22 protein-coding genes, 1 tRNA gene and 1 riboswitch are annotated in these 24,506 nt (G+C 60.9%); of the genes, 9 read left to right on the top strand and 14 right to left on the bottom strand.

Annotation, left to right across the window (positions count from 1 at the left end):
- The first annotated feature begins 30 nt into the window (after positions 1-30).
- A complete protein-coding gene (locus HMPREF2845_RS01370) occupies positions 31-891 on the top strand; it encodes a VOC family protein (protein ID WP_070633697.1) in 861 nt (286 codons plus the stop codon).
- Positions 892-1,001: 110 nt separating this feature from the next.
- Here HMPREF2845_RS01370 and HMPREF2845_RS01365 read toward each other — a convergent pair.
- Positions 1,002-1,074: transfer RNA gene (locus HMPREF2845_RS01365), tRNA-Arg, on the bottom strand.
- A 119-nt stretch (positions 1,075-1,193) separates the two neighbouring features.
- Between HMPREF2845_RS01365 and HMPREF2845_RS01360 the strand changes: the two genes are divergently transcribed.
- On the top strand, positions 1,194-2,189 hold the full coding sequence (locus HMPREF2845_RS01360; protein WP_070633696.1) for a DUF4031 domain-containing protein: 996 nt from the start codon (positions 1,194-1,196) through the stop codon (positions 2,187-2,189).
- A 182-nt stretch (positions 2,190-2,371) separates the two neighbouring features.
- On the opposite strand, the gene HMPREF2845_RS01355 is transcribed toward HMPREF2845_RS01360, so the two are convergent.
- The 3 genes from HMPREF2845_RS01355 to HMPREF2845_RS01345 form a co-directional block, all read right to left on the bottom strand.
- Positions 2,372-3,085, bottom strand: coding sequence for a C40 family peptidase (locus HMPREF2845_RS01355; RefSeq protein ID WP_070633695.1), 714 nt, complete (start codon positions 3,083-3,085; stop codon positions 2,372-2,374).
- Positions 3,086-3,245: riboswitch (cyclic di-AMP (ydaO/yuaA leader) on the bottom strand. It lies immediately after the preceding gene.
- Between the two features lie 699 nt (positions 3,246-3,944).
- The gene (locus tag HMPREF2845_RS01350; protein ID WP_070542967.1) at positions 3,945-4,649 is read right to left on the bottom strand and encodes an iron-dependent transcriptional repressor DtxR; all 705 of its coding nucleotides are present in this window, start codon (positions 4,647-4,649) and stop codon (positions 3,945-3,947) included.
- A 210-nt stretch (positions 4,650-4,859) separates the two neighbouring features.
- Positions 4,860-5,621 carry a DUF3027 domain-containing protein gene (locus tag HMPREF2845_RS01345; protein WP_070542971.1) on the bottom strand — a complete coding sequence of 254 codons (762 nt, stop codon included), beginning with the start codon at positions 5,619-5,621 and terminating at the stop codon, positions 4,860-4,862.
- A 141-nt stretch (positions 5,622-5,762) separates the two neighbouring features.
- Here HMPREF2845_RS01345 and HMPREF2845_RS01340 point away from each other — a divergent pair, with 141 nt between their 5' ends.
- From HMPREF2845_RS01340 to HMPREF2845_RS01325, 4 genes are all read left to right on the top strand, one after another.
- Positions 5,763-6,035 (top strand): hypothetical protein, encoded by a 273-nt coding sequence (locus tag HMPREF2845_RS01340; RefSeq protein WP_070542974.1) that lies wholly within the window; start codon positions 5,763-5,765, stop codon positions 6,033-6,035.
- A gap of 76 nt (positions 6,036-6,111) precedes the next feature.
- Positions 6,112-6,816 carry a response regulator transcription factor gene (locus HMPREF2845_RS01335; RefSeq protein WP_049326988.1) on the top strand — a complete coding sequence of 235 codons (705 nt, stop codon included), beginning with the start codon at positions 6,112-6,114 and terminating at the stop codon, positions 6,814-6,816.
- A gap of 1 nt (position 6,817) precedes the next feature.
- Complete coding sequence (locus HMPREF2845_RS01330; RefSeq protein ID WP_070633694.1) at positions 6,818-8,317, top strand: sensor histidine kinase; 1,500 nt, start codon at positions 6,818-6,820, stop codon at positions 8,315-8,317.
- Between the two features lie 400 nt (positions 8,318-8,717).
- Positions 8,718-9,008 (top strand): WXG100 family type VII secretion target, encoded by a 291-nt coding sequence (locus HMPREF2845_RS01325; RefSeq protein ID WP_005504526.1) that lies wholly within the window; start codon positions 8,718-8,720, stop codon positions 9,006-9,008.
- A gap of 231 nt (positions 9,009-9,239) precedes the next feature.
- Here the strand turns inward: HMPREF2845_RS01325 and HMPREF2845_RS01320 are convergent, their stop codons facing one another.
- Positions 9,240-10,664 carry an RNase H family protein gene (locus tag HMPREF2845_RS01320; protein WP_070633693.1) on the bottom strand — a complete coding sequence of 475 codons (1,425 nt, stop codon included), beginning with the start codon at positions 10,662-10,664 and terminating at the stop codon, positions 9,240-9,242.
- 159 nt (positions 10,665-10,823) lie between these two features.
- Here HMPREF2845_RS01320 and HMPREF2845_RS01315 point away from each other — a divergent pair, with 159 nt between their 5' ends.
- The gene (locus HMPREF2845_RS01315; protein WP_070633692.1) at positions 10,824-11,813 is read left to right on the top strand and encodes a 4'-phosphopantetheinyl transferase family protein; all 990 of its coding nucleotides are present in this window, start codon (positions 10,824-10,826) and stop codon (positions 11,811-11,813) included.
- A gap of 120 nt (positions 11,814-11,933) precedes the next feature.
- On the opposite strand, the gene HMPREF2845_RS01310 is transcribed toward HMPREF2845_RS01315, so the two are convergent.
- The 7 genes from HMPREF2845_RS01310 to HMPREF2845_RS01280 form a co-directional block, all read right to left on the bottom strand.
- Positions 11,934-13,037, bottom strand: coding sequence for an isochorismate synthase (locus HMPREF2845_RS01310; RefSeq protein WP_070630023.1), 1,104 nt, complete (start codon positions 13,035-13,037; stop codon positions 11,934-11,936).
- Positions 13,038-13,100: 63 nt separating this feature from the next.
- Positions 13,101-13,868 carry an SDR family oxidoreductase gene (locus tag HMPREF2845_RS01305; RefSeq protein ID WP_049343152.1) on the bottom strand — a complete coding sequence of 256 codons (768 nt, stop codon included), beginning with the start codon at positions 13,866-13,868 and terminating at the stop codon, positions 13,101-13,103.
- On the bottom strand, positions 13,865-14,566 hold the full coding sequence (locus tag HMPREF2845_RS01300; RefSeq protein WP_005504521.1) for an isochorismatase family protein: 702 nt from the start codon (positions 14,564-14,566) through the stop codon (positions 13,865-13,867). The genes HMPREF2845_RS01305 and HMPREF2845_RS01300 overlap by 4 nt, the downstream gene beginning before the upstream one ends.
- A 306-nt stretch (positions 14,567-14,872) precedes the next feature.
- Positions 14,873-16,282, bottom strand: coding sequence for an FAD-dependent oxidoreductase (locus tag HMPREF2845_RS01295; protein ID WP_070633691.1), 1,410 nt, complete (start codon positions 16,280-16,282; stop codon positions 14,873-14,875).
- Between the two features lie 222 nt (positions 16,283-16,504).
- Positions 16,505-17,341 (bottom strand): alpha/beta fold hydrolase, encoded by an 837-nt coding sequence (locus tag HMPREF2845_RS01290; protein WP_070633690.1) that lies wholly within the window; start codon positions 17,339-17,341, stop codon positions 16,505-16,507.
- A 27-nt stretch (positions 17,342-17,368) separates the two neighbouring features.
- The gene (locus HMPREF2845_RS01285; protein ID WP_070633689.1) at positions 17,369-18,373 is read right to left on the bottom strand and encodes an NADP-dependent oxidoreductase; all 1,005 of its coding nucleotides are present in this window, start codon (positions 18,371-18,373) and stop codon (positions 17,369-17,371) included.
- A 69-nt stretch (positions 18,374-18,442) separates the two neighbouring features.
- Complete coding sequence (locus HMPREF2845_RS01280) at positions 18,443-18,877, bottom strand: Rrf2 family transcriptional regulator (protein WP_049338383.1); 435 nt, start codon at positions 18,875-18,877, stop codon at positions 18,443-18,445.
- 228 nt (positions 18,878-19,105) lie between these two features.
- Between HMPREF2845_RS01280 and HMPREF2845_RS01275 the strand changes: the two genes are divergently transcribed.
- Entirely contained in the window at positions 19,106-19,633 is a 528-nt protein-coding gene (locus HMPREF2845_RS01275; protein ID WP_070633688.1) for a mycothiol transferase, read from the top strand.
- Positions 19,634-19,844: 211 nt separating this feature from the next.
- A complete protein-coding gene (locus HMPREF2845_RS01270; protein WP_246824527.1) occupies positions 19,845-21,206 on the top strand; it encodes an MFS transporter in 1,362 nt (453 codons plus the stop codon).
- A gap of 204 nt (positions 21,207-21,410) precedes the next feature.
- Here the strand turns inward: HMPREF2845_RS01270 and rlmC are convergent, their stop codons facing one another.
- Complete coding sequence (gene rlmC / locus HMPREF2845_RS01265) at positions 21,411-22,544, bottom strand: 23S rRNA (uracil(747)-C(5))-methyltransferase RlmC (protein ID WP_070633687.1); 1,134 nt, start codon at positions 22,542-22,544, stop codon at positions 21,411-21,413.
- A 245-nt stretch (positions 22,545-22,789) separates the two neighbouring features.
- Complete coding sequence (gene groL / locus HMPREF2845_RS01260; RefSeq protein ID WP_070633686.1) at positions 22,790-24,412, bottom strand: chaperonin GroEL; 1,623 nt, start codon at positions 24,410-24,412, stop codon at positions 22,790-22,792.
- Positions 24,413-24,506: the final 94 nt, after the last annotated feature.

Genomic DNA, 24,506 nt, shown 5'->3' with positions numbered 1-24,506 from the left:
GGCACAGAATAGTCATGCTAGGATGACCGCATGACCCAGACCTTATCTCCGAGCCTCTCAATAGCCCTATGGTGCAATGGCTCAGCCGATGAAGCCGCACAGTTCTATACCAGGGTTTTTCGCGATGCTTCTATCGTTGAACAGGTGCCCGGACTTACGACGGCTCTAAGCATCCATGGCTTCCAGCTCTCACTCATTAATGGTGATGACCGGTACGTCCCGAACCAGTACATCAGTTGCATCCTAAACTTTGACCCACTCCTGTTCGGCGGTGAGGATCAGGCGCGCGCCTACCTTGATGAGCTCTACGAAAAGCTAAGCGGCGGCGGTGTACTCATGGAGTTAGGCGAGTACCCGTTCTCTCCTCGCTACGCCTGGGTTCGCGATCGTTTCGGTATGACCTGGCAGCTGATGCTCACCAACCCCGAGGGTGACCCTCGACCCTTCGTCATTCCCTCATTCATGTTTGGCGGCACGAATCACGGCAATGCAGAGGAAGCCACCAACGGCTGGATTTCCATGTTTGATGATGCCCGCCGCGGTACCCTGTACCACTATCCGGAAGGTAGCCCCTTTGAGGCAGATGCGGTCATGTTTACCGACTTCAACCTGCACGGCACCTGGATGGCGGCTGCTGATTCCGGCACTTTCCACGATTTCACATTCACGCCGGGGGTTTCGGTAGTTCTTTCGTGCCGTACTCAGGAGGAGATTGATTACTATTGGGAGCAGCTCTCGGCTATACCTGAGGCGGAGCGTTGCGGCTGGTGTGTAGATCGCTGGGGTATTTCTTGGCAGGTTGTCCCGCACAATATTGCTGAGCTGATGGCGGATAAGGCCGCTCGCGAGAAAATCCTGCTGATGGGCAAGATTGACCTGTCTCAGCTATAACAACGTGTTTTCTTGAGTGCTCGTTACGTGCAGAAACAGAGAAACCGCCCGCGCCTGCTAATGCAAGCGACGGGCGGTTTTCTCGTACCGGCGTGAATACCGGTTCTGTGTGCCCCCGAGACGATTCGAACGTCCGACACCTTCTTTAGGAGAGAAGTGCTCTATCCCCTGAGCTACGAGGGCGTACCTATCCAGTATAAAGCACCCCGCACCAAGGGTCCGCACAGCCCGTGTTCACCGCCCTGTGTTCACCGCTTGAGGACACCCGCACCCGGCGGCAGAACCGCTCCTACAATGTACGAATGAGCATCTACATTGACCCGCCCACCTGGCCCGCGCACGGCACCGTCTTCTCGCACCTCATCTCCGATGCATCCCTGGCGGAACTGCACGAGTTCGCCGCAGCAGCGGGCATCAGTGAACGCGCCTTCGACCGCGACCACTACGACGTTCCGGCGCACCTCTACGAGGATCTAGTACGGGCGGGCGCGAAGGAGCTCAGCGGCGCGCAGCTGACTCGCACGCTCATTGCCAGCGGTCTGCGGATTCCCCTAAAGGAACGCCCCGAGAAGATTCGCCCGCGCCTGCTTCGCGCCTGGGAGGCGGCGTTTGCACCCCGCCTCGAGAAGGCTCCCGCTACATTCCAGCAACAGGTCGCGGAGCTGGGTGAGAGCCTGTTGCAGGCGTGGGAGCAGCCGCACCGCGCCTACCACCACAGCGGGCACCTTTCGCAGATGCTCACTGATCTGGACCGCCTCTACGCATACCGCACGCAGGGTTCTACTCCCCTGGCGTTGGTTCTGGCGGCGTGGTTCCACGACGCGGTGTACGAGGGCGCGCCGGGTGAGGATGAGCGCCGTAGCGAGCAGCTGGCGAACATCTCCCTGGAGCCGCTGGTTACCGCGGGCCTGCTCAGTGGTGACGAGCTGCAGATGGTGAGCCTTCTGGTGCGTGCCACGGCAACCCACAAGCTGCCCGAGTCTGCCGATCTACCGGCGGGCTATGAGCCAGCGGATATTCAGTTTTTCCTCGATGCCGATATGGCTATCCTGGCGGCTGATTCGGCACGCTACCGCCGCTACCTGCGCGGGGTGCGTAGCGAGTACTCCCATTTTGACGATGAGGCGTTCCGTGCCGGTCGCATGACCTTCCTGCGTTCGATCCTGGGTCGTAAGCGCATCTTCCTCTCCGAGGAGGGTCTGCAGCTCTGGGAGGAGCCCGCGCGGGCTAATCTGCGTGCTGAGCTCAGCGAGTGGGCGCAGGACCCGCAGGGGCTTCTGCAGGTTCTCGCGTCCTAGCCGCATACATCTAAAACACATACCGCCGAGAATGCGCCCATACTAAGGTGCGCTCTCGGCGGTATTTTCATGGAATCTCTCGGGTACGCAAATCTCGGGTACGCAAAAGGCGCCCACCCCGTGCGGGGTAGGCGCCTTTTGAGAAGTATGTTGGGCTAGACCCAGCTCTTATGCACTAAGGCTTAGAGAGCGGTGTAGTAGCCGTCAACGGACATCCAGGAGGTGGGGTGCACCAGGGTACCGTAGCTGGGGTTCAGAGCGGAAATCATCTTGCCGTCGCCCAGGTAGATACCAACGTGGCTGTAGCCGTTCTGGAAGACGATGTCGCCGGGCTGGGGGTTAGCGGTCGGGCGCAGCTCGTTCTTCATTGCGTAGGTGAAAGCGGTCAGCTTGATGCCGTGCTGAGCGAAAACCCAGGAGGTGAAGCCGGAGCAGTCCCATGCACCGAAGGTCTTGCCGCCCCAAACGTAGGAGCCGCCCAGACCGCTCATTGCGGTTGCAACGATTGCGTCGCGGGATGCGTTACCGGTGGAAGCGGAGGAAGCTGCGGGTGCCGGAGCTGCAGCGGGTGCAACGTAAGCCTGCTGTGCCTCAGCCTGAGGAGCGACGTAAGCCTGCTGTGCCTCAGCCTGGGGTGCTACATAGGAGGTCTCAACTGCGGGTGCCGGAGCTGCAGCGGGTGCAACGTAGGTCTGCTGTGCCTGAACCTGGGGTGCAACGTAGGTGGTTGCGGGGGTGTTGTAGCTGGTGTAGTCGAACTCGTAGTTGGTGTAGTCGTAGGACAGGTCAGCTGCAGCGGGGATCTGTGCGAATGCGTTCGCGGGAACGGTCGAGCCGAGCAGGATTGCGCCTGCTGCGAGGGTTGCGCCTGCGGTACGTACGATCTTGTTAGCCATTGGTAATTCCTCCATTGCCTGACGAGGTGAGCTGTCGGACTCGAGCATGGATTCGCTCGGCCACCGAAGTGACTTAGCCCCGAGGCCTCTCGATTGAGAAGCCGTATCCCAGCTTGGGGATTGGGTCCCCCGCTTCTGCCATATTGGGTAGACGTTCATCGAAGCGTTGGCAGAACTCAGCGGAACCGCTTCGACGGTGCCCTCTTACGATTAGGATTTGGGCACAGAAAAGAGAATACACAGAAAACTCCCAGTTGTCACCTCAATCGAACTTAAATTTTGAGCTTTCACCCCCGGAGGAACGGAGCGAGCTTGAACGACCAGAACCTCGTTTATCTGCGGATGCTTAAGCAACTTAAGGCGTTTGACTAGGCATTTCACAAGGATGCACATTCGCTTTTAATGCACCACCACCCCTTAAGGGCATGGTTCAAAACTCTTAAAAATGAGCCTCGTCTCTTAAGATTTTGCGCCCATTACCCGCTCAGAAACCGGCGTGTCTCTCAGTTTTAACCTCAGATTTAAGCGAAAAACGCGAAAAATGCACTCAAGCGCAGTTGCCAAAAAGTTAAGAGAGGAGTATATGCTCGCTCACGTGAGGGTAGTCTGAACTACTGATATACGTCGCTTAGCCCACCTTTTGTAGCCCGAATACGCCGCATTCCTCCGCTTTTGTCCGTTTCTTCCCTTATATACGGCATTTTGCGCCGATTCTTGAGCTAAATCATCCACTATCTAAGACAGTGCCGGATCCCGGGGAGTCAACGGCACAAAAAACGGTGGTACCGCCTCCTCAAGTAAGAAGGCGGTACCACCATTTAAAGCGTGAAGCGGGATAGTAGACTCTCAAAGCTGGAGCTTAGAGGCTGCCACCGCGCTTGACCACAATTGCGTTTGCCACGTCCATATCCAGGGAGAGGGTGTCCTCTTCACCATCGGCGTGAACAATCACGTCATCGTTCTGGCCAGCAACCACGGACACCGAAGCGCCGTAGACAATACCTGCGTCAGCCAGTAGCTTCAGCAGCTCAACATCAGTCTGAATGGACTCGGGGAAGCGAGAAATGGTGAAACGATCCTCGGGACCGGAGTCGCGTGCAGCCAGGGACATGGGCACGGTGCGCTCATCATTCTTCTCGCTAGTGTGGCCCAGGTCCTCCAGGCCGGGGATAGCGTTACCGTACGGGGAGAACTTGGGATCCTTGAGCATCCCCAGGATGCGCTTCTCCACCTTGTCACTCATGACGTGCTCCCAGCGGCATGCCTCTTCGTGCACGTACTCAAGTTCCAGACCAATAATGTCGGAGAGCAGGCGCTCAGCCAGGCGGTGCTTACGCATCACCTCAACCGCCTTGTGGCGGCCTTCCTCAGTCAGTTCGAGGTGGCGATCCGGCTCAACGGTGAGCAGGCCGTGCTTCTCCATACGTGCCACAGTCTGGGAAACGGTCGGGCCGGAGTGCTCCAGTCGTTCAGCAATGCGCGCACGCATGGGGACAATGCCCTCTTCCTCCAGTTCGAGGATGGTGCGCAAATACATCTCTGTGGTATCGATAAGGTCTGTCATATATCTCTCCCAGCTATCACCGCAACAGTGCTTAGATAGCACTGCCTAAGTCGTTACTTATTCAATAATCTATTATGTACTTTTTCAGCGGCTTTTGCCACGGCTTAAGTCATTGAGTCGCCCAACAATAACCGTTGGACGACTCAATACAACACCTTATATATACATTTTGTTAGCCCGCCCCTTAGTAAGAGGAGTGGATAGTAGGCTCTATTCTGCGGACTCAGCCTCGGCAGTTTCCTCTGCAGCAGAAGCGTTCTGCGCGGTTTCACTCTCCGCCGAGTTGTTCTCTACGGGCTCACCGGACTCAGCAGATTTCTCAGCATCAGACTCTGCGTTCTCCTGCGCGGCGTTCTCCTCCAGGTCTTCCGGGCGAACACGGTCAGCCCACGGAACCCAATCCGGAGCGATGAGCGCATCATCACCGGGCAGCAGACCAACCTCGCAGATCGTTGCCACGCGGGAGCGAGGCGCACGCGAGAGGGTCGCGAACCAGAACCAGCCACGGTAACCGGGCAGGGTGCACTCAAACAGGTGAGTGCTCAGGCGCTCTTCCTCGGCGCGCACGTGGTGAACCAGACCGATAGCGTGTGCCGGGGCGATCTCTCGCACACCCTGCAGCGCTACGTCCTTAGCGGCGGCAAGAATCTCATCCACCTTGGAGGTGCGGCGCAGCTTGTGCGGAACACCCAGGGAGGGGACACCTACCTCTTCATCCAGCGGGGTGAAGGGGTCGGGGGTGGAGTCTTCGTTCTGTTCAGTTTCTTCGGTAGCGGATTCCTCGGAAGCAGATTCTTCAGCAGGCGTCTCAGCCACCTCAGGCTCCTCAGCGTTCACGGAGGGCTGAGTCTCAGCAGGTACAGCGCTACCCTCGTCAGCGCTCTCAGGCGCGGCAGAAGGCACAACGGACTCTGCAGGCGCGTCAGTAGCGGGCGTAGTTTCGGGGAGCAGTTCAATAACCTGTTCAGACATACCCCTATTAAAGCATCTCGCGTGCGCAAACAGTGCGGCGCCCGCTCCAAGCTTCGCATACGCTGTGAATTTGAGTCTCAAACCGCTAAATCTGGGGCTTCACCCATTAACAGCTGTGTGTGAGCTGATACGGTTAAATTTATGAGTAATGAACCCGTACAGGACACGCGCAGTACCGCAGACCAGGCGCCCGCGCCCCTTCCCTACGCCGGAGCCATCCGCTGGCTCGGTGCAGGCGGCGCGATTCTCGCCCTGCTTTGTCTGCTCACCGGAGTTGCCATGCTCGTGATGAAGTGGGTTGGGGCAACGCCGCCCGCCCTCATGAGCCAGATTCCGCTGGTCCTCCTACCCGTCGCCTTTATCGCCCTCATGGCCGCACTCATTCTGTCGGTCATGCGCCGCAACAAGGCATAAAGATTTGAGCCGCAAGCTCACACACACATCATTCACTTATCAAGTACAGCCTGCCATTCAGAGAGAAAGATAGAGTATGTCTGCTGAAGCAAAACTCCTAGTCGTCGATGACGAGTTCAACATTCTTGAACTGCTCGCCACCTCCCTGCGTTTCGCCGGTTTTGAAGTAGTCACCGCCGGCAACGGCCGCGAAGCCCTCGAAAAGGCACACGCCGAAAACCCCGACCTCATCGTCCTGGACGTCATGATGCCCGGCATGGACGGCTTCGAGGTGACCCGCCGCCTGCGCGAAAACGGCACCACCACCCCCGTGCTCTTCCTGACCGCGAAGGACGCCACCGAAGACAAAGTCACCGGTCTGGGTGCTGGCGGCGACGACTACGTCACCAAGCCCTTCTCCCTCGACGAGGTAATCGCCCGCATCCGCGCTATTCTGCGCCGTAGCCGCAGCATCCAGGAAGAGGACGACGCCGTACTGCGCGTTGACGCACTCACCCTGAACGTGGACACCCACGAAGTGTTCCTCGGTGACGAAGAGATTGACCTCTCCCCCACCGAGTTCAACCTGCTGCACTACCTGATGCTCAACGCCAACCGCGTGCTGTCCAAGGCGCAGATTCTCGACCACGTGTGGGAGTACGACTTCAACGGCGACTCCTCCATCGTTGAGTCCTACATTTCGTACCTGCGCCGCAAGATCGACAACAACCGTGAAAACCACGAGCCGCTCATCCACACCAAGCGCGGTGTGGGCTACATGATTCGCGGTTCTCGAGGCTAACGTGGCGCTCAAACCCCTCGACCGGATCCCCCAGTCTCTTTCCCTTCGCACCCAGCTGGTGCTCATCACCTCCATGCTCATCGCCCTCTCCATTGCGGTGACGAGCCTGGTGGCGATTTCCGCTCTGCGCGCCCAGATGGTGCACCAGCTGGACGAAGAGATGAAGAACAGCGCCCCCTCACTCGTGCAGCTGGCGACCGTGCGCCCCTCCGGCAATCAGGAACAATCCCTGAGCACCTACCGCCTGTACCTGCTCGACAAGGACGGCAACGTACTGTACTCGCTCAAGTCCGAGGACAGCGAACAGTTCAGCGAGCCGGCACTGCAAGGCTGGACCGAAGAGAAGGTTCGCAAGCAAAACGAAGAGGCGGTCACCGTCAATTCGGTGGGCAGCTCCTCCGATTGGCGTGTGCTCGCCGTACCCATTGAATCAAAAGATTCTTCTGGGCTGACGGAGGCGGCATCCCTGGTTATTGCCATGCCGCTGAAACAAACGAACCAGGTGGTCGCCCTCGTGGGTGTGCTGACCTTCGCGTTTGGTTTGGCGACTCTCGCCTCCGCGATTGCGATGACCTGGGTGATTGTGACCCGCACCTTCGAGCCGCTGGCTCGCGTGGAGCAGACCGCCGCCAAGATCGCTGCCGGTGACCTCTCTCAGCGTATTGAGGACTACAACCCCAGCAACGAGATCGGTAACCTCGCGGTTTCGCTGAACACGATGCTCACCCAGATTGAAATGCTCTTCAAAGCCCGCGAGAAGAGCGAGGCGAAAATGCGCCGCTTCGTGGGTGACGCTTCGCATGAGCTGCGCACCCCTCTGGTCAGTATTCGAGGCTACTCGGAGCTGTACCGTCAGGGAGCGCTACCGACCGACGAGGCTGTCGCTACCGCGATGAGCCGCATCGAATCGGAGTCCAAGCGTATGGGTCAGCTCGTGGAAGACCTGCTGACCCTGGCGCGTATTGATGAGCGCCGCGAATCCAAGCTGGCGCCCTTCGACCTGTTCAACCTGGCAGTGGACGCTAGTAACGACGCCTACGCTACGGCACCCGACCGTGCAGTGTCCCTGGTGGGTCTGAACGAAGAGGTGGCACCGACCTCCGCAACCGTGCTCGGCGACGAATCACGCCTGCGTCAGGTCGTGGCGAACCTGCTGACCAACGCCATGCGCTACACCCCCGACGGCTCTCCCCTGGAGATTGCGGTGGGCGTGCGCGAAGAGGTTCCCGGCTTCCCGCTGTCCGTGCTGGAGGTGCGCGACCACGGCCCCGGTATTCACGGCGAAGACCGCGAGCGCGTCTTCGAGCGTTTCTACCGCACCGATGCTTCACGTTCGCGTGAGACCGGCGGTACGGGTCTGGGTCTGTCCATTGTGGCTGCGATTATCGAGCAGCATGAGGGCAGGATTCATATTGAAGAGACCGATGGTGGCGGTGCTACCTTCGTGATTTCTTTGCCGTTCTACCCGCCGCCCGTCTCGGACGATCAGCTGATGAAGTAGCACTGATGCATAAGCCCCCGGATTGTGGAACTTGAGTGTTCTACGGTTCGGGGGTTTTGCCGTGCCCGGGAGGCGGGATGACAACTCGCGGCGGTGCAAGTGAGGAGAGTGCGAGTAAGGAGAAGCTGTGCGGTTTAAGAATAGCGGGAGCAACCTAGCGCGCGTCATGGCGGCGTCATTTTCGGGCGGGTTTTCGATTTTTTCGAGGTGCTGGAGTGAATCTGGCGGGTTTATCCACAGATTTATCGAAACATCATTTTTTAGCTTATTTGATGCATTTTGAAAGATATAGTGATAACAAGCTTCCGGTCAGGAACTCAACCCTTCCAGAGATCCAAACCCCAAGCACCACCACGGGGCAACCGCCCCACCCATCTCACATATCTCAAAGGAGAAAACCATGGCACAGTTCAATGTCGATTCCGAAGTCATCGCAGCCAAGAGTGCACAGGCACGATCCTACGTCGCATCCATCACCGCAGACGTCAACGGTATGACCGCATCCCTGCACGATCTGCAGAGCTCCTGGACCGGCTCCGCATCCGCTAACTTCCAGGGCGTACTGGACCAGTGGCACGCAACCCAGCGCCAGGTCGAAGCATCCATCACCCAGATCAACGAGGCACTCACCCGCGCAGGTGTGAACTACGCAGACACCGAGCAGGCTAACGCCTCCATGTTCGTCGGCTAAGGGGGCAGGGCAATAAGCCCAGAAGCCCACCCGCAGGCAGGCGGTAGACCGGGCGGCTAAAAGGTCCGGCCGCACGGCACACCGCCCGCCAGATTCGCCAGAAGGCGGCGAACATCTATTGAGAAAACCCCGCCGCATCCTCGCAATTGAGGATGCGGCGGGGTTTTATTGCACGGAAATCTTTGCGCCCAAGAGCCCAATCCTTAGGAGCTGAGCGTTAGGAGCTGAGCTTTAGGAAGCAGGGGTCTCCTGGCGGAAACGCAAACGCCACAGGCCGCGCTCAGCATCGTAATGCCAAATGCTCGAACGGCTCACGCGACCACGCGCGGTCGCAACCGCCGCCATGACCAGCACGCTAGAAGAATCCAGCACCTGCACGCCCTGCTTGAGCGGGGCACCCTGCTGAGTGAAGGCGCGTTCGCGGTACTGCAACACCGAGGAGCGGGACACCGACTTACCGGTGGCGGTCACCCACACCAGACGCTCGTGCAGCATGGACTCCAGCTGCGCTGCTTCCATGGCGGAGCCGCGGCTTTCGAGCAGCTGTTCTGCGGCGGAGGCTTCCTCAGGGTTCAGAGCGGGTGCCGCGGGTGCCGCAGGGGCAGAAGCGGGTGCGTCCTTCACGGGTGCCTCAACCTGAGCGGGCTCTACGGTCTGTGCGGGCGCCGCGGCGGGCTCTACCGCCTGCTCTTCTGCGTGCGCTTCCGTCTCGCCCAGCAGTTCCGCCGGGTCAACATCGTTCGGGTCCAGACCTGCGAACTCTTCCAGACCGGTCAGGTCATCCTCTTCTTCCGCCTGCGCGGCACTCGATGCCTGCTGAGCGGTCTCCTCCTGCTGGCGTGCCAGTGCCTTTGCGTCACGCTCAGCGGCACGCTCTGCCGCGAGCGCCAGCTGTTCCTTGCGGGTGCGGACCGCCTCCGGGTCGGGGGCGTTCACCGCGGAGGCGGGGCGCAGCAGACCGGACAGGCGCAGGCTCTCCACGCCGCGCTGGGCGTTCTCAATCTCGGCTGCGGTGAATTCCTGCACGGGCAGGTGGGCGTCCGCGGAAGACTCGGAGGGCGCTGCCCCAGAGAGCGCAACCTCAGAGAGGGCAGGTTCTGCAGCCGGAGCGTTCACAATCGGCGCTTCAACAGCCGGAGCCTCCACAGGCTCCACAGCCGCAGTAGCGGGTTCAGCAGACGCGCCGAAGCCGGGGCCGTGCGCGGGTTCGCGTCCCTCCTGATAGGCACGCGCAGCACCATTCGCCAGGGAGTCCGCCTTCTCGTTGAGCTCGTGACCCGCGTGGCCCTTGACCCAAATAAACTCGTAGTCGCGGCCGGTCAGCGCCTGATCCAGCGCCTCCAGAAGATCGCGGTTGAGCACGGGCTTGCCGTCGGATTTCTTCCAGCCCTTCTTCTTCCAGCCGGGCATCCACTTGGTCAGCGAGTTAATGACGTACTGGCTATCGCAGTACACGCGCAGCTTCGCCTCCGGGCGGGATGCGGTCGCCTCGAACAGGTCCAGGACAGCTTTGAGCTCACCCATATTGTTGGTGCCGTGCGCCCAGCCTCCGCTCGCCCAGTGGTCGTCGTCGATATACCATGCCCAGCCCGCCGGTCCGGGGTTGCCCAGCGCCGAGCCGTCTGCGGCGGCAATGATCTCTTGCGTGCTGTTCACGGTACCTTCTTTCTGCGCCGCCGCTCTATCGTGCGGGCGGCTGTCCGTAATGATGTCTGTGATGACTTTACCGCACCGGCGGCAAGGGTGCGTAGCGCGCGGTCACGGCTGTGGACAACCTATAGGAGCCCACCATAGCCGGGCGGGTACACTAAACCTATGAGCTATTCTGCCACCGAAACACCCAGCGCACAGCACCCGGAGCACCCTACCGCCCGTCCGAGCGAGCGCGTGCAGATTTTCGCTCTTCCCACCCGCACCATGTACGGTTCCCTGCGTTTTAGCTGGTTGAGCTACCTGGGTCTTGCCGAGCAGCAGCATGCGGCGCAGTTGCCGACCTCCACGGCGGCGGTCAGCTACCTGAGCACTCAGGCGCTCATGCGCGCCATGGCGGCGGCTCGTCTGGATGTGCCGTCCAGTGCCGCTTCTGAGATTGAGGTGGATCGTTCCTGCACCCTGTGCACCAGCGGCAAGAAGCACGGTAAGCCGCGTATTGCGGGCGTGAATTTCAATATGTCGCAGGTAAACCCGCTGGTGGTGGGTGCGTTTAGTCGTAATTCTTCGGCGGTGCTCGGCGTGGATGTTGAGACCCTGGATGCGCGCCTGTTCTCTGGTTTTGCGCGCCTAGCGCTCTCCAATGAAGAACGCTCGTTCTATGAGCGGGCGGCGCAGGAACGCCCCGCGCCCGTACTGCACCTGCTCTCGGTGGCACTGTGGACCGCTAAGGAGGCGGTGCTCAAGGCGACCGGCCACGGTCTGAGCGTGGTGCCGTCCTTGGTTCGGGTGCAGCTCACCGATGCACTGCTGGATGCGCTCGAACTTGCCATGAACGAGGAGGTCCCGGGGGACCTTCTGGGCAGCGGCACTCCCGAGCCGACCGCCCTACGTGTACTGACTCAGGACAGCTTGACCGCGCGTGCTACCTTTAGCGCACCCACACCTCAGGGCGGCGGCGAGGCTATCGAGCGAAGCTTTAGCCTGCAGTGGGTACCCGTGGCACTGCCCGACGCGGAGAACCCCGAGCATGCGCAGAAGATGCTCATCGCCCTGGCAGTGGAGAACCCGACCGAGGGTGAGCCCGCGCAGATTGAGGCTCAGCTTCTGCCGGTGGCTACTCCCCTGGAGCTCAAGCGCCTGCTCACCGATTAGTCGCGCTCAATCCCCTAACACCTGATACAACGACGGAACGCGCCCGCCATGCCAGCGAGCGCGTTCCGTCGTTTTATTCAGTCGTTGTATTCTGCCTCGTCAAGGCGTTCAAGACAGAGCCTAAGGGGTATCCTCACCCAGGGTATCCACGCCCAGGGCGCGGCCAAAGCTACCGAGCTTCGTACCGGTCTCCGTGTGCTCCAGCTCCGGGTCGGACTCAGCCACAATACCCGCACCCGCGTACAGCACCGCCTCATCCGGGCTGACCTGGGCGCAGCGCAGCACCAACGCCCACTCGCCGTTACCCTCGGCGTCCATGTAGCCGACCAGACCGCCAAAGTAGCGGCGCTCGAAAGACTCCAGCTGGCGAATCAGCTCCAGCGCCTTCTCAGTGGGGGCACCGCAAATCGCGGGAGTCGGGTGGATCGCGCGGGCACCGTCCAGGCAAGTCAGCCCCTCCTTCAACACGCCGTCGATGGGGGTCGCCAGGTGCCACAGCTGCGGGGTCTGCAGCAGCGAGGGCACCTGCGGCACGTTCAGCTCCTCGGCGATGGGTGCCAGGCGCTCGGCAATATCGTTGATGACGTAGGCGTGCTCGTGGCGGTCCTTCGGCGAGGCGAACAGACGGTCACGAATCGCTTCGTCCTCGGCGCTACCGGGCTCGGCAATGCGCGGGGCGCTACCGGCAAGCGGGTGGGTCTTGAAGGCGCGGCCCTCGGTGCGGAACACCAGCTCCGGGGAGGCACCCATCAGGTAGCTTCCGCTCATGCCGCGCTCGCCCTCGGGCAGGCGCACCGCAAAGTTGAATGCGGAACGCTGCTGGGCGCGCAGGTTGTTGTACAGCGCTTCCAGGTTGAGAGCGCCGGGTGCGTAGCGGGCGGTGAGCACACGCGAAAGCACGATTTTGCTCAGCTCACCCGCCTTCATGCGCTCCACGGCGGTCGCCACGGCGGCACGGAACCGGTCGTTCTGGCGGCCGGTGACCGATACCGGTTCGGCAAGCGCCACGGTCTGCTCGGGGACCGGCACCTGCTGCTCCTCCATGCGTTCAGGCACGAAGAGGTAGGCGGGCATATCAGGGTCAAAAGGAATCAGACCCACGACGGCGCTACCGGCACGTTTCGCCTCGTCCAGGGCATTATCGAAGGTTACAGGGGTCATCGCACCGGATGCGCGCAGGACGCGGGTGCCGGTGGCAAAGATAAAGTCGGGAAGGTTCGTCATCGTATTTCTATCAGTGGTGTGTGGGTTCGCGCCGGGCATCTAAACGCCGGACGCGGGGTGCCGTTAGAGGGTCGCGCCGCCGTCAGCGACAATCTCCTGCATGGTGATGTGGCGTGCTGCCTCCGAAATGAGGAAAGCGTTGACCGCTGCAATATCTGCCGGGTCGGCAATACGACGCAGCGGAATGCCCAGGCGGAACGTTTCCGGGTTACCGGCAACCGGCAGGGCGGAGCGGTCCTCACCCTCCCAGGCGTCAGTCACCATGGGGGTTCGGGTGGTGCCGGGGCAGACCGAGTTCACGCGAATACCGTGCGCGGCAAGTTGCAGACCGAAGCTGGAACTCACGCGCGCCGCCGAGGCCTTCGATGCACCGTAGGCACCAAACTCCGCGCGGGGCACACGTGCCGCGTTGGAGGCGACCGTCACCAGGGAGCGGCTGTTCGCCGGGTCGGTCTCCTGCTGGTCAATCATGATGCGCGCGAATTCGCGCAGGCACAGGAACACGCCGTCGGAGTTGACCGCGTGCAGGCGCTTCCAGGTCGCGAAACTGGTTTCCAGCAGCGGCTGGCTGTGGGCGATGCCCGCGGCGAGCACTGCGCCGGTGATGGGTTCGTCGAGTGCCGCTACAGCGTTGGCGAGGGCGGTGACGGACTCTTCGCTCGTAACGTCTACGGCGCGGTAGCGGAAGATCGCGTCCCCGTAGGTACCGAAGGAAGCAATGGGCTGCTCCGCAAGGTCAGCCGCAAACACCGAATAACCGTTCTTGATGAGCTGGTGGACGGTTGCCTCACCAATACCGCCGTTCGCGCCGGTCACAATGACCCAGCTCATGCGCGCGCCTCCTCAGCAGTCTCAGCCTTCTCAGCACCTTCTGCAGCATGCAGGTCGGCGAGTACATCGGCGGTGTTCAGCACGCGGGCGCAACGACCCGAAGCGTACTCGCACGCTATGCGGTGCTCCTCCTCCGAGAAGTCGGCGAGCGCGTCCGCAACCATAAACGGCTGAATGTCACGCATGAACGCCTCCAGGGCGGTGGTCAGGCAGCCAATGTGCGCGTACACGCCGCCGATAATGAGCTGGTCGCGACCGGACTCCTTGAGCAGGTCCTCGAAGGGGCTGCGCACGAACGCGGAGTAGCGCCACTTGGTCAGCACGGTGTCGCGGTCGGTGGGTGCCAGTTCGTCAAGCACGCGGGCGGACTCGTCGTTCTGCAGGCCGTCGCCCCAGAAATCGATGAGCAGGCGGCGGTCTTCGGGGTTCTGGCGCGGCGGCTGCGCGGTGTAGTAGACCGGGATTCCGGCGGCGTGGGCGGCGTCAATGAGGCGGCGCAGGTTCCGAATGGCGATGTTGATCTGGGCGTCCGGGTTGTCGTTGCCCTCACCCAGGTTGGCGCCTTCGAAAGCCTGGACGAAGTGTACCTGCATGTCGTGTACGAGCAGTACAGCGCGGGAGGGGTCCACGGGCCAGCTCACTCGGTTGCTGTGTTCACGGTCGACGTAGGTGTAGGGCTTGATTTTGGGCAGTGCCATGATTCTCCCGGTTCGTGCCTTTGGTTTTCGGTTGTATGCGCGGCGCAGGCGGTGTGGTGTGGTGGCTGTAGCCGCGAGTGGGTGTCTCTTCCGAGCCCTCTCGCGCTGACCACCCAATCGGTGAGCTTGCGCTTATCTCATAACCATCTTAGGGCATGCTTAGCTACTAGGTATATATGAGCCTTAACAAAAATGCTTCCCCACCCGCACCTCCGTTGACAGCACAACGGGTGGGACGGGCAGGGAAGCACTCAGACAAGCAGAAACGCTATACGAACCGCGAATCCAGACGCGATTCTAGTTCAACTAATTTACGGGCGCCGCGACGGCAAGAACCTCATTCAGGCCCTCAGTAATCGAGGGGTGAGTGTAAATCTCATCGCGCAGCTGCGAAGCAGTAATGCCGTGGCGCATCGCCAGAGCCACCAGGTTAATAACCTCCATGGACTCGATTACCAGCAGCTGGGCACCCAGAACCTGGTCGGTCTGCGCGTCAATCACGAACTTCATGATGCCGCGCGGGTTCTCCTGGGTCTTCGCGCGCGGCATCGCGGCAACCGCGGCAACCGGCTTCGAAGCGACCTTCACCTTGTGGCCAGCCTCGATTGCCTCACGCTCGGTCAGACCCACGGAAGACAGCGGCGGGTTCATGTAAATGGTCGAAGCCACTGCCTTGCGGTCCTTAGTGGAGCGGGAACCGTCACCGACCAGCTGGGAGAGTACCACGCGGTAGTCATCCATGGAGATGTAGGTGAACTGCGGGCCGCCGTTCACGTCACCGAGCGCAAAAATGTTCGGCACGGTGCTGCGCAGGTGCTCATCCACGACAATTGCGCCGCGGTCATTGGTTTCGATGCTGGTGTTCTCCAGACCCAGACCCTCGGTGGCGGGCTTGCGGCCGGTCGCAACCATCACGTAGTCCACCTCCAGCTCCCGGGTAGCGCCCTCGGAGTCGAGGTAGGTCACGGTCACCGAGTCAGCGCCGTCCTTGAAGGACTGCACACGCACGCCGGTGTGAGCGGTAATGTCCTGGTCTGCGATAATCTCGCGGGCAACCTGGGCAACATCCTCGTCGTAGCGGCCGAAGAGGGCGGGTGCGCCATCCAAAATGGTCACCTCGGTACCGTAGGAGGAGAAAATACCGGCAAACTCAACACCGATGGGGCCGCCACCGATAATGCCCAGGCGCTTGGGGCGCGGGGTGAGCTTCTGCAGCTCGGTGGAGGTGAGCACACGCTCAGATTCGCGGATACCCTCAATCGGCGGGATAACCGACACGGCACCGGTGTTGACGATGAAGTAGTCGGCGGTAACGCGCAGGGTGTCCTCACCCGCGGTGACCTCAACCTCGGTGTCGGAGATGAAACGTGCGTGACCGTCAATGAGCTTAGCGGTCTCGTTGGACAGCAGGATCTCGCGGTTCTTGGCGCGCATCATGCCAGTCAGCTTGTCACGGAAAACCACGGCGGATTCGTAGGCGGCGTTTGCCTCTTCAAGGGTGCGCTCGCCGCTGGCGCGGAACTCGTCGGCGCGGTGCACGAGCGCCTTGGTGGGTACACAACCAATGTTGATGCAGGTGCCGCCGTACATGCCGGTGGACTGTTCGATGAGGGCAACGTTCTTACCGGTCTTGGCGTATGCGCCAGCGAGGGTCTTGCCGCCCTTGCCGAAGCCGATGACGACCATGTCAAAGTGCAACTGAGCGGGGGTGGTCATAATATTCTCCTGTGAAATTTAGATGATGATGTTTTCACAGAGTTCAACGGAAAGAAATGAGTATTATTCCCGTGCGCCACATTTTTTCTTGCCACCCCAATTCACGCCCCCACCCACCGCTAGGACATGAGCAAAGCCCCTACCGCACTGCGCTGGACACACTGCACAGGAGGTGCTGCGCAGGAGGCACTACACAGGATGGTAGGGGCTTCGTATGGGACTCTAGCTTTCCAGGAACTTCAGCAGGTCCTCAGCGAACTCATCTGCGCACTGGAAGAGAGCACCGTGACCGGAACGGCGGTACATCTTCAGCTCGCTCTGGGCAACCTTGCGGTGCATATCGTAGGAGTTGACGCTGGGCACCATCATGTCAGTTTCACCGTTGACGATGAGGGTGGGCTGGGCAATGTATGCCATATCGTCCTGCGGCTGCTTGCCCCAGCGGCGAATAGCCACCAGCTGACGCAGGAAGCCGACAACCTTCATCGGGGCACCGCGGTGCGCCTCGGTGCGGGCATCCATACGGTCCAGTACACGTTGCGCCTCAATACCGCCCTGCGCGTCGTGGGTGTAGAAGATGTAGCGCTTGGGGCTGATCTTCTCGCGGGCTGCACGCGCCATGTAGCCGAAGGTGGTTCCGGTGACGGCGTCGATTCCTGCGCCGCCGCGCGGGCCGGTACCGACCAGCACCAGGCGGTTGATGAGGGCGGGGTAGGCGCGTACAACTTCCTGAGCGATCATGCCGCCCATGGACAGGCCCAGCAGGTTGACCTTCTGGTAGCCGAGGGCCTGAATAATTTCTGCTGCCTGGTGAGCCATACCGGGGATGGTGGTCGCAACAGAGCCTTCGCTGGAACCCACGCCGGGCAGGTCCATCACGATTAGGTGCTGGCGCTCAGCGAGCAGGTCAAGCAGTTTGGGGTCCCAGTCGTCCATGGTGGCGGCGAGGTGCACAAGCATGACCAGCGGAATGTCCGAGTTGCCTTCGCCGAGTTCTCGGTAGGCAATCTTCTGGTTGTTGACGGAGATGTGGCGGGTGGGGGTTTCGAGGTAAGACACGATTCTTCTTTTCGTTGAGTGAGGCGCTTATGCGGTGAAGGAGATGACGGTCTTGCCGTTGGAGCGGCCGTTAGCGACCTTGTCCAGGGCGGCGTTGACGTCTTCGAAGGGGAAGACAGTGTCGATGGAGGGCTTAATCTGACGCTCAGCGAAGATGTCAGCAACCTGCTGCAGCTGCGCGCCGTTAGATTCGACGAAGATGAAGTGGTAGGTCACGCCGTACTTCTGTGCCTTGCGGTCCATGGTGCGACCTGCCACGCCGAAGAGCAGCTGCTTCCAGAAGGGCATACCCATGCGCTGTGCGAATGCCTTGTTGGGCATGCCGCGCAGGGAGACGAGCTGGCCGCCGGGCGCCATGATGCTCATCTGCTTTTCAGTCTCGTCGCCACCGAGGGTGTCGAGCACGTAGTCAATACCGCTGAGGGTTTCAGCGTAGTTTTCGGTCTTGTAGTCGATGAAGCGGTCAGCGCCAAGACCCAGCACGCGTTCCTTACCGGAGGCGCTACCGTTAGTGATGACGGTCAGGCCCTTAGCCTTTGCCAGGGGAATTGCCATGGCACCCACACCACCGGTACCGCCGGAGATGAAGATGGTCTTGCCGGGCTGAGCGCCCATCAGGTCGAATGCCTGTATGACGGTCAGGGCGGTCAGGGGAACGCCCGCCGCTTCTTCGTCGCTGAGGTATTCGGGTACGCGAGCCAGGGCGGCCGCATCCACGGCTACGTATTCCGCGAAAGCGCCGATGCTGTTCAGCGGCAGGCGGGCGAAGATGCGTTCGCCGACCTTGAAGGAGGTGACGCCTTCGCCGAGGGCTTCTACGCGGCCGACGATTTCGTTGCCTGCGATTTGGGGCAGTGCGTAGGGGGTGATGAGCTTGACTTCACCGCGGGAAATCATGTTGTCGAGGGGGTTGACGCCTGCGGTGCTGACCTTGACGAGTACCTGCTGTGCGCCGGGGCGGGGTGCGGGTACGTCGGTGACGGTGAGGGCGATGTTGTTCTTGTTGTAAGAAACGATCTGTGCTGCCTTCATGGGGGTGTCCTTTCGGGTGTGGTGTTATTCGGTAAGTTCTGGTGCCGGGTTTAGCCGTGTTTGAGCTGGTTATGCGGGTGGGGTTTTTCCTGCCGCGGTGTAGAGGTTTGTGATGACGTTGCGCAGACTTTGCTGTGCGAGGTCTTGAGCCAGGTGCCGCTGGGTTTCTTCGAAGATGGGGTTGACCGCCTGGAGGATATGGGCGCCGACCGGGCATTCTTCGTTCGCGTTGTGGTGCGTGTGGAAGAGGTTGATGCTGCGGCTTTCCTGGACGGCGAGGTAGATGTCGAGGAGGCTAATGTTCTCTGCCGGGCGGGTGAGCTGGTAGCCGGGTTTGCCGCGCTGGGAGCTGAGGATGTCTGCCTTTTTGAGAAGGGTGATGATTTTGCGGATGTAGCTGGCGTTGGTGCCGACGCTACGCGCGAGATCTTCGGAGCTGAGCGTTTTTTCGCTTTCGCTGATCATCGTTAGGACGTGTAGTGCTACCGAGAATTTGGTGTCCATGTCCCCTCCTGGGTTGTGTGCCGCATACTTTAGTTGTATCCGTATCGGATACAAGTACAACTATGACAGTAGAAACTTACACCGTCAAGTTTTATATCTATGATGCGCGCCACAAACACGAAGCCCCCCCTCTACAGCCACCCCTCAGCCCGCGCGGGCGTAGACTAAAACTACCGGCTCCCTACGAGAAGCCAGCCTACGAGAAGCCAGCACAGTCAGGAGGATTCCATGAAAACCCACGATATTCTGCGTGACGCCGCCAGCCGCCCCGGCACCGAAGCCGCCGTAGCCGTCAAGGGGCTATCCCCCGAGGCGCTCAACGCCCACCCGGGCGGGCACCCGAACTCTATCGCCTGGCTCCTTTGGCACGCCGGACGACAAATGGACATGCAGCTCTCCGCCCTGAATGGTCAGCCGCAGGTCTGGGAGGCTCAGGGCTTCAGGGAGCGTTTCAACCTGGGCGAGCTGGGCGACACCATGGGTTACGGCCACACCGCCGAGCAGGCACGCTCCATCGTGGTTGAAGATTCTGCCCTGTTGGTGGAGTACCTTGTGGCGACCGGCGAGGCGCTCGCCGACTACGCGCAGACGCTGAGCGAGGCTGATTTGAGTGAGATTATTGACCGTTCGTGGACTCCGCCGGTGACTCGCGGGGTGCGCCTAGTCAGTCTGATTGACGACGCGGCACAGCACGTGGGTCAGGTGGCGTACGTGGCGGGTATTCTCGCCGCACAGAATTTCACAGCGCAGGGTTAGAATTTCACGCCCACTAGAGGGGAACGAAAAAGCGGTGGCGCCTCGGACACAACCGTCCGAGACGCCACCGCCCGGTTGCGGGCAACCCCGATAACACCGCGAGCAGATAATATTTCGGCGAGAAGATAACGGACTGTTATCTGCTCGCGCATCTTGTGTCTTGTTTCGCCTCGGTTACAGCGTTCTTACCCGTGATAGAATCCACAGTATTATGAGACGCACCACAGACCCTTCGCCTGAGCACCCTGAATCACCTGCGTCGCGCATTCCAACAAACACACCAGACGCGACCGCAAAACCCACATCAGCAACGCCGCTGAACGCACGCGGGCAGCTCACGCTCCTGACCGCGCAGGTTTCTGATGCTCTTGCGTCCAGTATCCAAGCTATCGCCATGCCCCTGCTGACCTACGGCGCCACCGGCGACCTCGCCCACTCCGCTATCGTCATGGTCGTCGAGGCAGTCCCCGTCATCCTCTTCGCACCATTCGCAGGCGCTATCGCCGACAAATTCAACCGCAAAACCCTCACCGTCAGCTTCAGGCTCGCCAGCGCCGCCCTACTCATCGCATCCCCAGCCCTCTACGCCGCCGCAGGACTACCCGCCTTCCTCACCATCGCATTCCTCGTCTCAACCTTCGGCACCTTCTCATCCCCCGCAGCCTCCGCCGCCATGCCCTCCCTGCTCGGCGACGACTACCAAAAATACATGGCACGCCGCGGCAGCCTCATCTTCCTCGCCCAAACCCTCGGCCCCACCATCGCAGCCGCCGTCGCATCCTTCACCACCCCAGCCCTCGCCGTCGGATTCGCAGGCACCCTCAACCTGCTCGCTGCCCTCACCGTCGCCACCATACGCAACTACGACCTCACCCACGCCGAACGCACCGCCACCGTGCAGGAACACCACACCGGCAGACTCCTGCGCGAAGGCGCCGCCTACACCGCACACAACCCCATCGTGCGCGGTATGCTCACCTTCTGGTTCCTCTCCATCGCCGCCGTACCCATCACCACCCTGCCCATGCTCGAATACCTCACCCGCGGCCTCGGGCACGACTACACCGCCTTCGGAATCGCAACTTCCGTCTACGCCGCCGGATGCGTGATCAGCTCCTGGCTTTCAGCCAAACTCGGCGTCGGTACAGGCGCCGGGCGGGTGCGTATGACCAAACGCGGGTGGATGTGCATCTCCGGACTCGGCTACGGCGCCGTTTGTCTGAGTATGGGACTACACCCGGCGCTGTGGGCGGTACTCGTGCTCTGGTTCATCTGGGGCATGTTCTACGGACCCGAAGAAGTGCTCGGGCAAGTCCTCTTCGCAGACGCTATCGACGAACACATGCGCGGGCGCGTCTACAGCTTCATGGGTGTGGTTTTCTCCCTAGCGGGTATGGTCGGGTACCTCATCACCGGATGGGCGGTACCAGCGTTCGGCGCGATCAACACCATTGTTACCGGAGGGGCACTCTTCATCATCGCCACCGTATTCACGTTCATTCTCGGCCCGACTGCGCGAGCGATACGGGCGCAGGAATCGCGGAATGAGGCAAAGAGCCGTGCGGGTGCATGACTGTGCTCTGTATATCGCCTCGGGGCATCATCGCCTCACCTCCGCCACGTTGCGGGCAACCCTGATAACACCGCGAGCAGGTGATTTTTGGCCGAGCATGCAGGAAAAATACTACCTGCTCGGCCAAAAATCACCTGCTCGCGCCCTAGTGTTATGTATCTGCTCGCGGACTTGGGATAGGAATGAGCGCTTGACCCGAGAAACCTACCCGCGCTTCAGCAACGTCATAACCTCATAGTGGTCCGTATGCGGGAACATGTCCAGCACACGGCCCTGCACCGGCGCATACGAGGGCATACGCTCCAGATCCTTCGCCAAAGTCACCGCGTTACAGCTCGAATACACCACACGGTCAATACCCGAACCCTCAATCCACGCACACAAGCTCTCACCAATACCGCGGCGCGGCGGATTCACCACCAGCATCTGCGGCACCGCGCCCGAAGACACCGCGAACTCCGGCGCATCCTGAGCCGAAAAGTCCACGCCCTCCAGCCCATACTCAGCCACCGTGCGCTGCGCCGAAGCGACCGCCTCCGCACTAATCTCAATACCCGTCACCGAACCGCCGTCCATCACCGAAGCGGCATGCAGGGCAAAACCGCCCACGCCGCAGTACAAGTCCCACAGTGAGCGCGGAGCCACCTCACGCACCCACTCACGACCCTGCGCGTACATCGCCTCAGCGACCTTCGTGTTCGTCTGGAAGAAGCTCTGCGGACGCAAATGCAGGGTCAGGTCATTCACCTGCATCGGCAGGGTCTGACGCTCCGAGAGAATAATCTCCTCGTCACCCTCAACACGTGCTACCGGCTCACGCAGCAGGTTCACCGACAGCACCGCCAGGTTCGGCAGCCGCTCATTCAGCCAGTCCATTTGGCGGCGAATCGGCACCAGAAGCTTCTTCGAACGCAGCACGAAACGCACCATCAGCTCGCCCGCCGCCGAAGCCGTCACCAGAATATTCTTCAGCTCACCGCGACGGTTCGGAATGTCATAGGGCGTCAAATCTGCGCGCTGAATCAGCTCGTGCAGCACCGGAATAGCCGCCTGAATCGGCTCCATATAGAGCGGGCATTCGCCAAGATCAGTGGATGCGCCCGTACGGTAATCCACAATGCCGAGGGTCGGGTTCTTCGCCGAACCGCCCACCACAAGCTTCGCCTTGTTGCGGAAGCCCGCCTCCGCACTGGTCACCGGATCCAGCCACTGCAGCTGCGGGTACGCGGCAAGCAGGGCGCGGGCATGCTCCTGCTTCGCCTGCACCTGCGCGGTGTAGGCGGTCTCAATGCTGGGGCAGGAGGAGCAGAGGTCATCACGAAAATAGGCACATTCCATAGGGGCACCATTTTACCGCCTCCACGAGCCGGCACGCCGCCGGCCCGTCAAAGACGCAGGATGCGCGGGCATCAGAAACAAGCACACAAAAAGCGGGGGCGGCCACCCATCGTGGGTAGCCGCCCCCGCCTCATACGGATGCGTGGACCTGCGCCGGTTTGAGTACCAGCGCCAGGTCACCACCGTGTCACGCTTCGCGCGCCACGGATTCCATAACTTTTTGCCCCATCAGGGACAAAAAGTTATTACATCATTCCGCCCATTGCGTCCGCACCGGGAGCAGCCGCACCAGCGGGCTCCGGCTTGTTCGCAACAACAGCCTCAGTGGTCAGGAACAGACCAGCAATCGACGCAGCGTTCTGCAGAGCCGAACGGGTCACCTTCACCGGGTCAGCAATACCAGCAGCCATCAGGTCCTCGTACTCGCCGGTCGCAGCGTTCAGGCCGGTACCAGCAGGCAGGGAGCGAACGCGGTCAACCACAACGCCCGGCTCCAGGCCAGCGTTAGAAGCAATCTGCTTCAGCGGTGCGTCAATAGCCACGCGCACAATGTTCGCACCGGTAGCCTCGTCACCGGTCAGCTCCAGCTTGTCGAAGACCTTCACGCCAGCCTGAATCAGAGCAACGCCACCACCGGGGACGATACCCTCCTCAACAGCAGCCTTAGCGTTACGCACAGCATCCTCAATGCGGTGCTTGCGTTCCTTCAGCTCAACCTCAGTTGCCGCACCAGCCTTCAGCACAGCCACACCACCGGCGAGCTTAGCCAGGCGCTCCTGCAGCTTCTCACGGTCGTAGTCAGAGTCAGAGTTAGCGATCTCTGCGCGAATCTGAGCCACGCGACCCTCGATAGCTGCTGCGTCGCCTGCACCCTCGATGATGGTGGTCTCGTCCTTGGTCACAACGACCTTGCGAGCGGAACCGAGCATGTCCAGGGTTGCTGCGTCCAGGGACAGGCCAACCTCTTCGGTAATGACCTGGCCACCGGTCAGGATAGCGATATCAGCCATCTGAGCCTTACGGCGGTCACCGAAGCCCGGAGCCTTCACAGCCACAGACTTGATGGAACCGCGCATCTTGTTCAGCACCAGCAGAGCCAGAGCCTCACCCTCAACGTCCTCAGCAACGATCAGCAGCGGCTTGCCGGACTGCATGACCTTCTCCAGGACGGGGACGAGGTCCTTAACGTTCGAAATCTTCTGGTTCACAACCAGGATGTAGGGGTCCTCCAGGACTGCTTCCTGACGCTCCGGGTCGGTCACAAAGTAACCGGACAGGAAGCCCTTGTCGAAGCGCATACCCTCAGTCAGTTCGAGGTGCAGACCGAAAGTGTTGGAGTCCTCAACGGTGATGACGCCTTCCTTGCCGACCTTCTCCATTGCCTCAGCAATGAGCTTGCCGATCTCAGCGTCGCCAGCGGAAATAGACGCGGTTGCAGCGATCTCTTCCTCGGTCTCAACTTCCTTCGCGGAGGAGAGCAGAGCCTCGGTCACAGCCTCAACAGCCTTCTCAATGCCGCGCTTGAGGCTCAGCGGGTCAGCGCCAGCAGCCACGTTGCGCAGGCCCTCGCGGACCAGCGCCTGAGCCAGAACGGTAGCGGTGGTGGTACCGTCACCTGCGATGTCGTCAGTCTTCTTAGCAACTTCCTTGACGAGCTCCGCACCAATCTTCTCGTACGGATCCTCCAGCTCGATTTCCTTCGCGATCGAGACACCGTCGTTGGTGATGGTGGGGGCGCCCCACGCCTTCTCCAGCACAACGTTGCGGCCGCGGGGGCCGAGGGTCACCTTCACTGCATCGGCGAGGGTGTTCAAACCGCGCTCAAGGCCGCGGCGTGCCTCTTCGTCAAAAGCAATGAGCTTTGCCATAAGTGTCCTCCTGGACGATCGGATTTTTTCCTTCACCCTTGCGGGTGCGGTACATCTAAAATCGGGTGGCTGCCCCTCCACAACACCCCCGTTA

Source organism: Rothia sp. HMSC065B04, from assembly GCF_001812285.1.
GTDB classification, from domain to species: domain Bacteria; phylum Actinomycetota; class Actinomycetes; order Actinomycetales; family Micrococcaceae; genus Rothia; species Rothia mucilaginosa.
Note: the sequence above shows the minus strand (reverse complement) of the source record. Positions and strands in the feature narration are given on the sequence as shown.

Bases quoted from the DNA above. Each gene is read 5' to 3' on its own strand.
- HMPREF2845_RS01370 (WP_070633697.1), top strand. From the start codon at position 31: ATGACCCAGACCTTATCTCCGAGCCTCTCAATAGCCCTATGGTGCAAT.
- HMPREF2845_RS01360 (WP_070633696.1), top strand. From the start codon at position 1,194: ATGAGCATCTACATTGACCCGCCCACCTGGCCCGCGCACGGCACCGTC.
- HMPREF2845_RS01355 (WP_070633695.1), bottom strand. From the start codon at position 3,085: ATGGCTAACAAGATCGTACGTACCGCAGGCGCAACCCTCGCAGCAGGC.
- HMPREF2845_RS01350 (WP_070542967.1), bottom strand. From the start codon at position 4,649: ATGACAGACCTTATCGATACCACAGAGATGTATTTGCGCACCATCCTC.
- HMPREF2845_RS01345 (WP_070542971.1), bottom strand. From the start codon at position 5,621: ATGTCTGAACAGGTTATTGAACTGCTCCCCGAAACTACGCCCGCTACT.
- HMPREF2845_RS01340 (WP_070542974.1), top strand. From the start codon at position 5,763: ATGAGTAATGAACCCGTACAGGACACGCGCAGTACCGCAGACCAGGCG.
- HMPREF2845_RS01335 (WP_049326988.1), top strand. From the start codon at position 6,112: ATGTCTGCTGAAGCAAAACTCCTAGTCGTCGATGACGAGTTCAACATT.
- HMPREF2845_RS01325 (WP_005504526.1), top strand. From the start codon at position 8,718: ATGGCACAGTTCAATGTCGATTCCGAAGTCATCGCAGCCAAGAGTGCA.
- HMPREF2845_RS01315 (WP_070633692.1), top strand. From the start codon at position 10,824: ATGAGCTATTCTGCCACCGAAACACCCAGCGCACAGCACCCGGAGCAC.
- HMPREF2845_RS01310 (WP_070630023.1), bottom strand. From the start codon at position 13,037: ATGACGAACCTTCCCGACTTTATCTTTGCCACCGGCACCCGCGTCCTG.
- HMPREF2845_RS01305 (WP_049343152.1), bottom strand. From the start codon at position 13,868: ATGAGCTGGGTCATTGTGACCGGCGCGAACGGCGGTATTGGTGAGGCA.
- HMPREF2845_RS01300 (WP_005504521.1), bottom strand. From the start codon at position 14,566: ATGGCACTGCCCAAAATCAAGCCCTACACCTACGTCGACCGTGAACAC.
- HMPREF2845_RS01295 (WP_070633691.1), bottom strand. From the start codon at position 16,282: ATGACCACCCCCGCTCAGTTGCACTTTGACATGGTCGTCATCGGCTTC.
- HMPREF2845_RS01285 (WP_070633689.1), bottom strand. From the start codon at position 18,373: ATGAAGGCAGCACAGATCGTTTCTTACAACAAGAACAACATCGCCCTC.
- HMPREF2845_RS01280 (WP_049338383.1), bottom strand. From the start codon at position 18,877: ATGGACACCAAATTCTCGGTAGCACTACACGTCCTAACGATGATCAGC.
- HMPREF2845_RS01275 (WP_070633688.1), top strand. From the start codon at position 19,106: ATGAAAACCCACGATATTCTGCGTGACGCCGCCAGCCGCCCCGGCACC.
- HMPREF2845_RS01270 (WP_246824527.1), top strand. From the start codon at position 19,845: ATGAGACGCACCACAGACCCTTCGCCTGAGCACCCTGAATCACCTGCG.
- rlmC (WP_070633687.1), bottom strand. From the start codon at position 22,544: ATGGAATGTGCCTATTTTCGTGATGACCTCTGCTCCTCCTGCCCCAGC.
- groL (WP_070633686.1), bottom strand. From the start codon at position 24,412: ATGGCAAAGCTCATTGCTTTTGACGAAGAGGCACGCCGCGGCCTTGAG.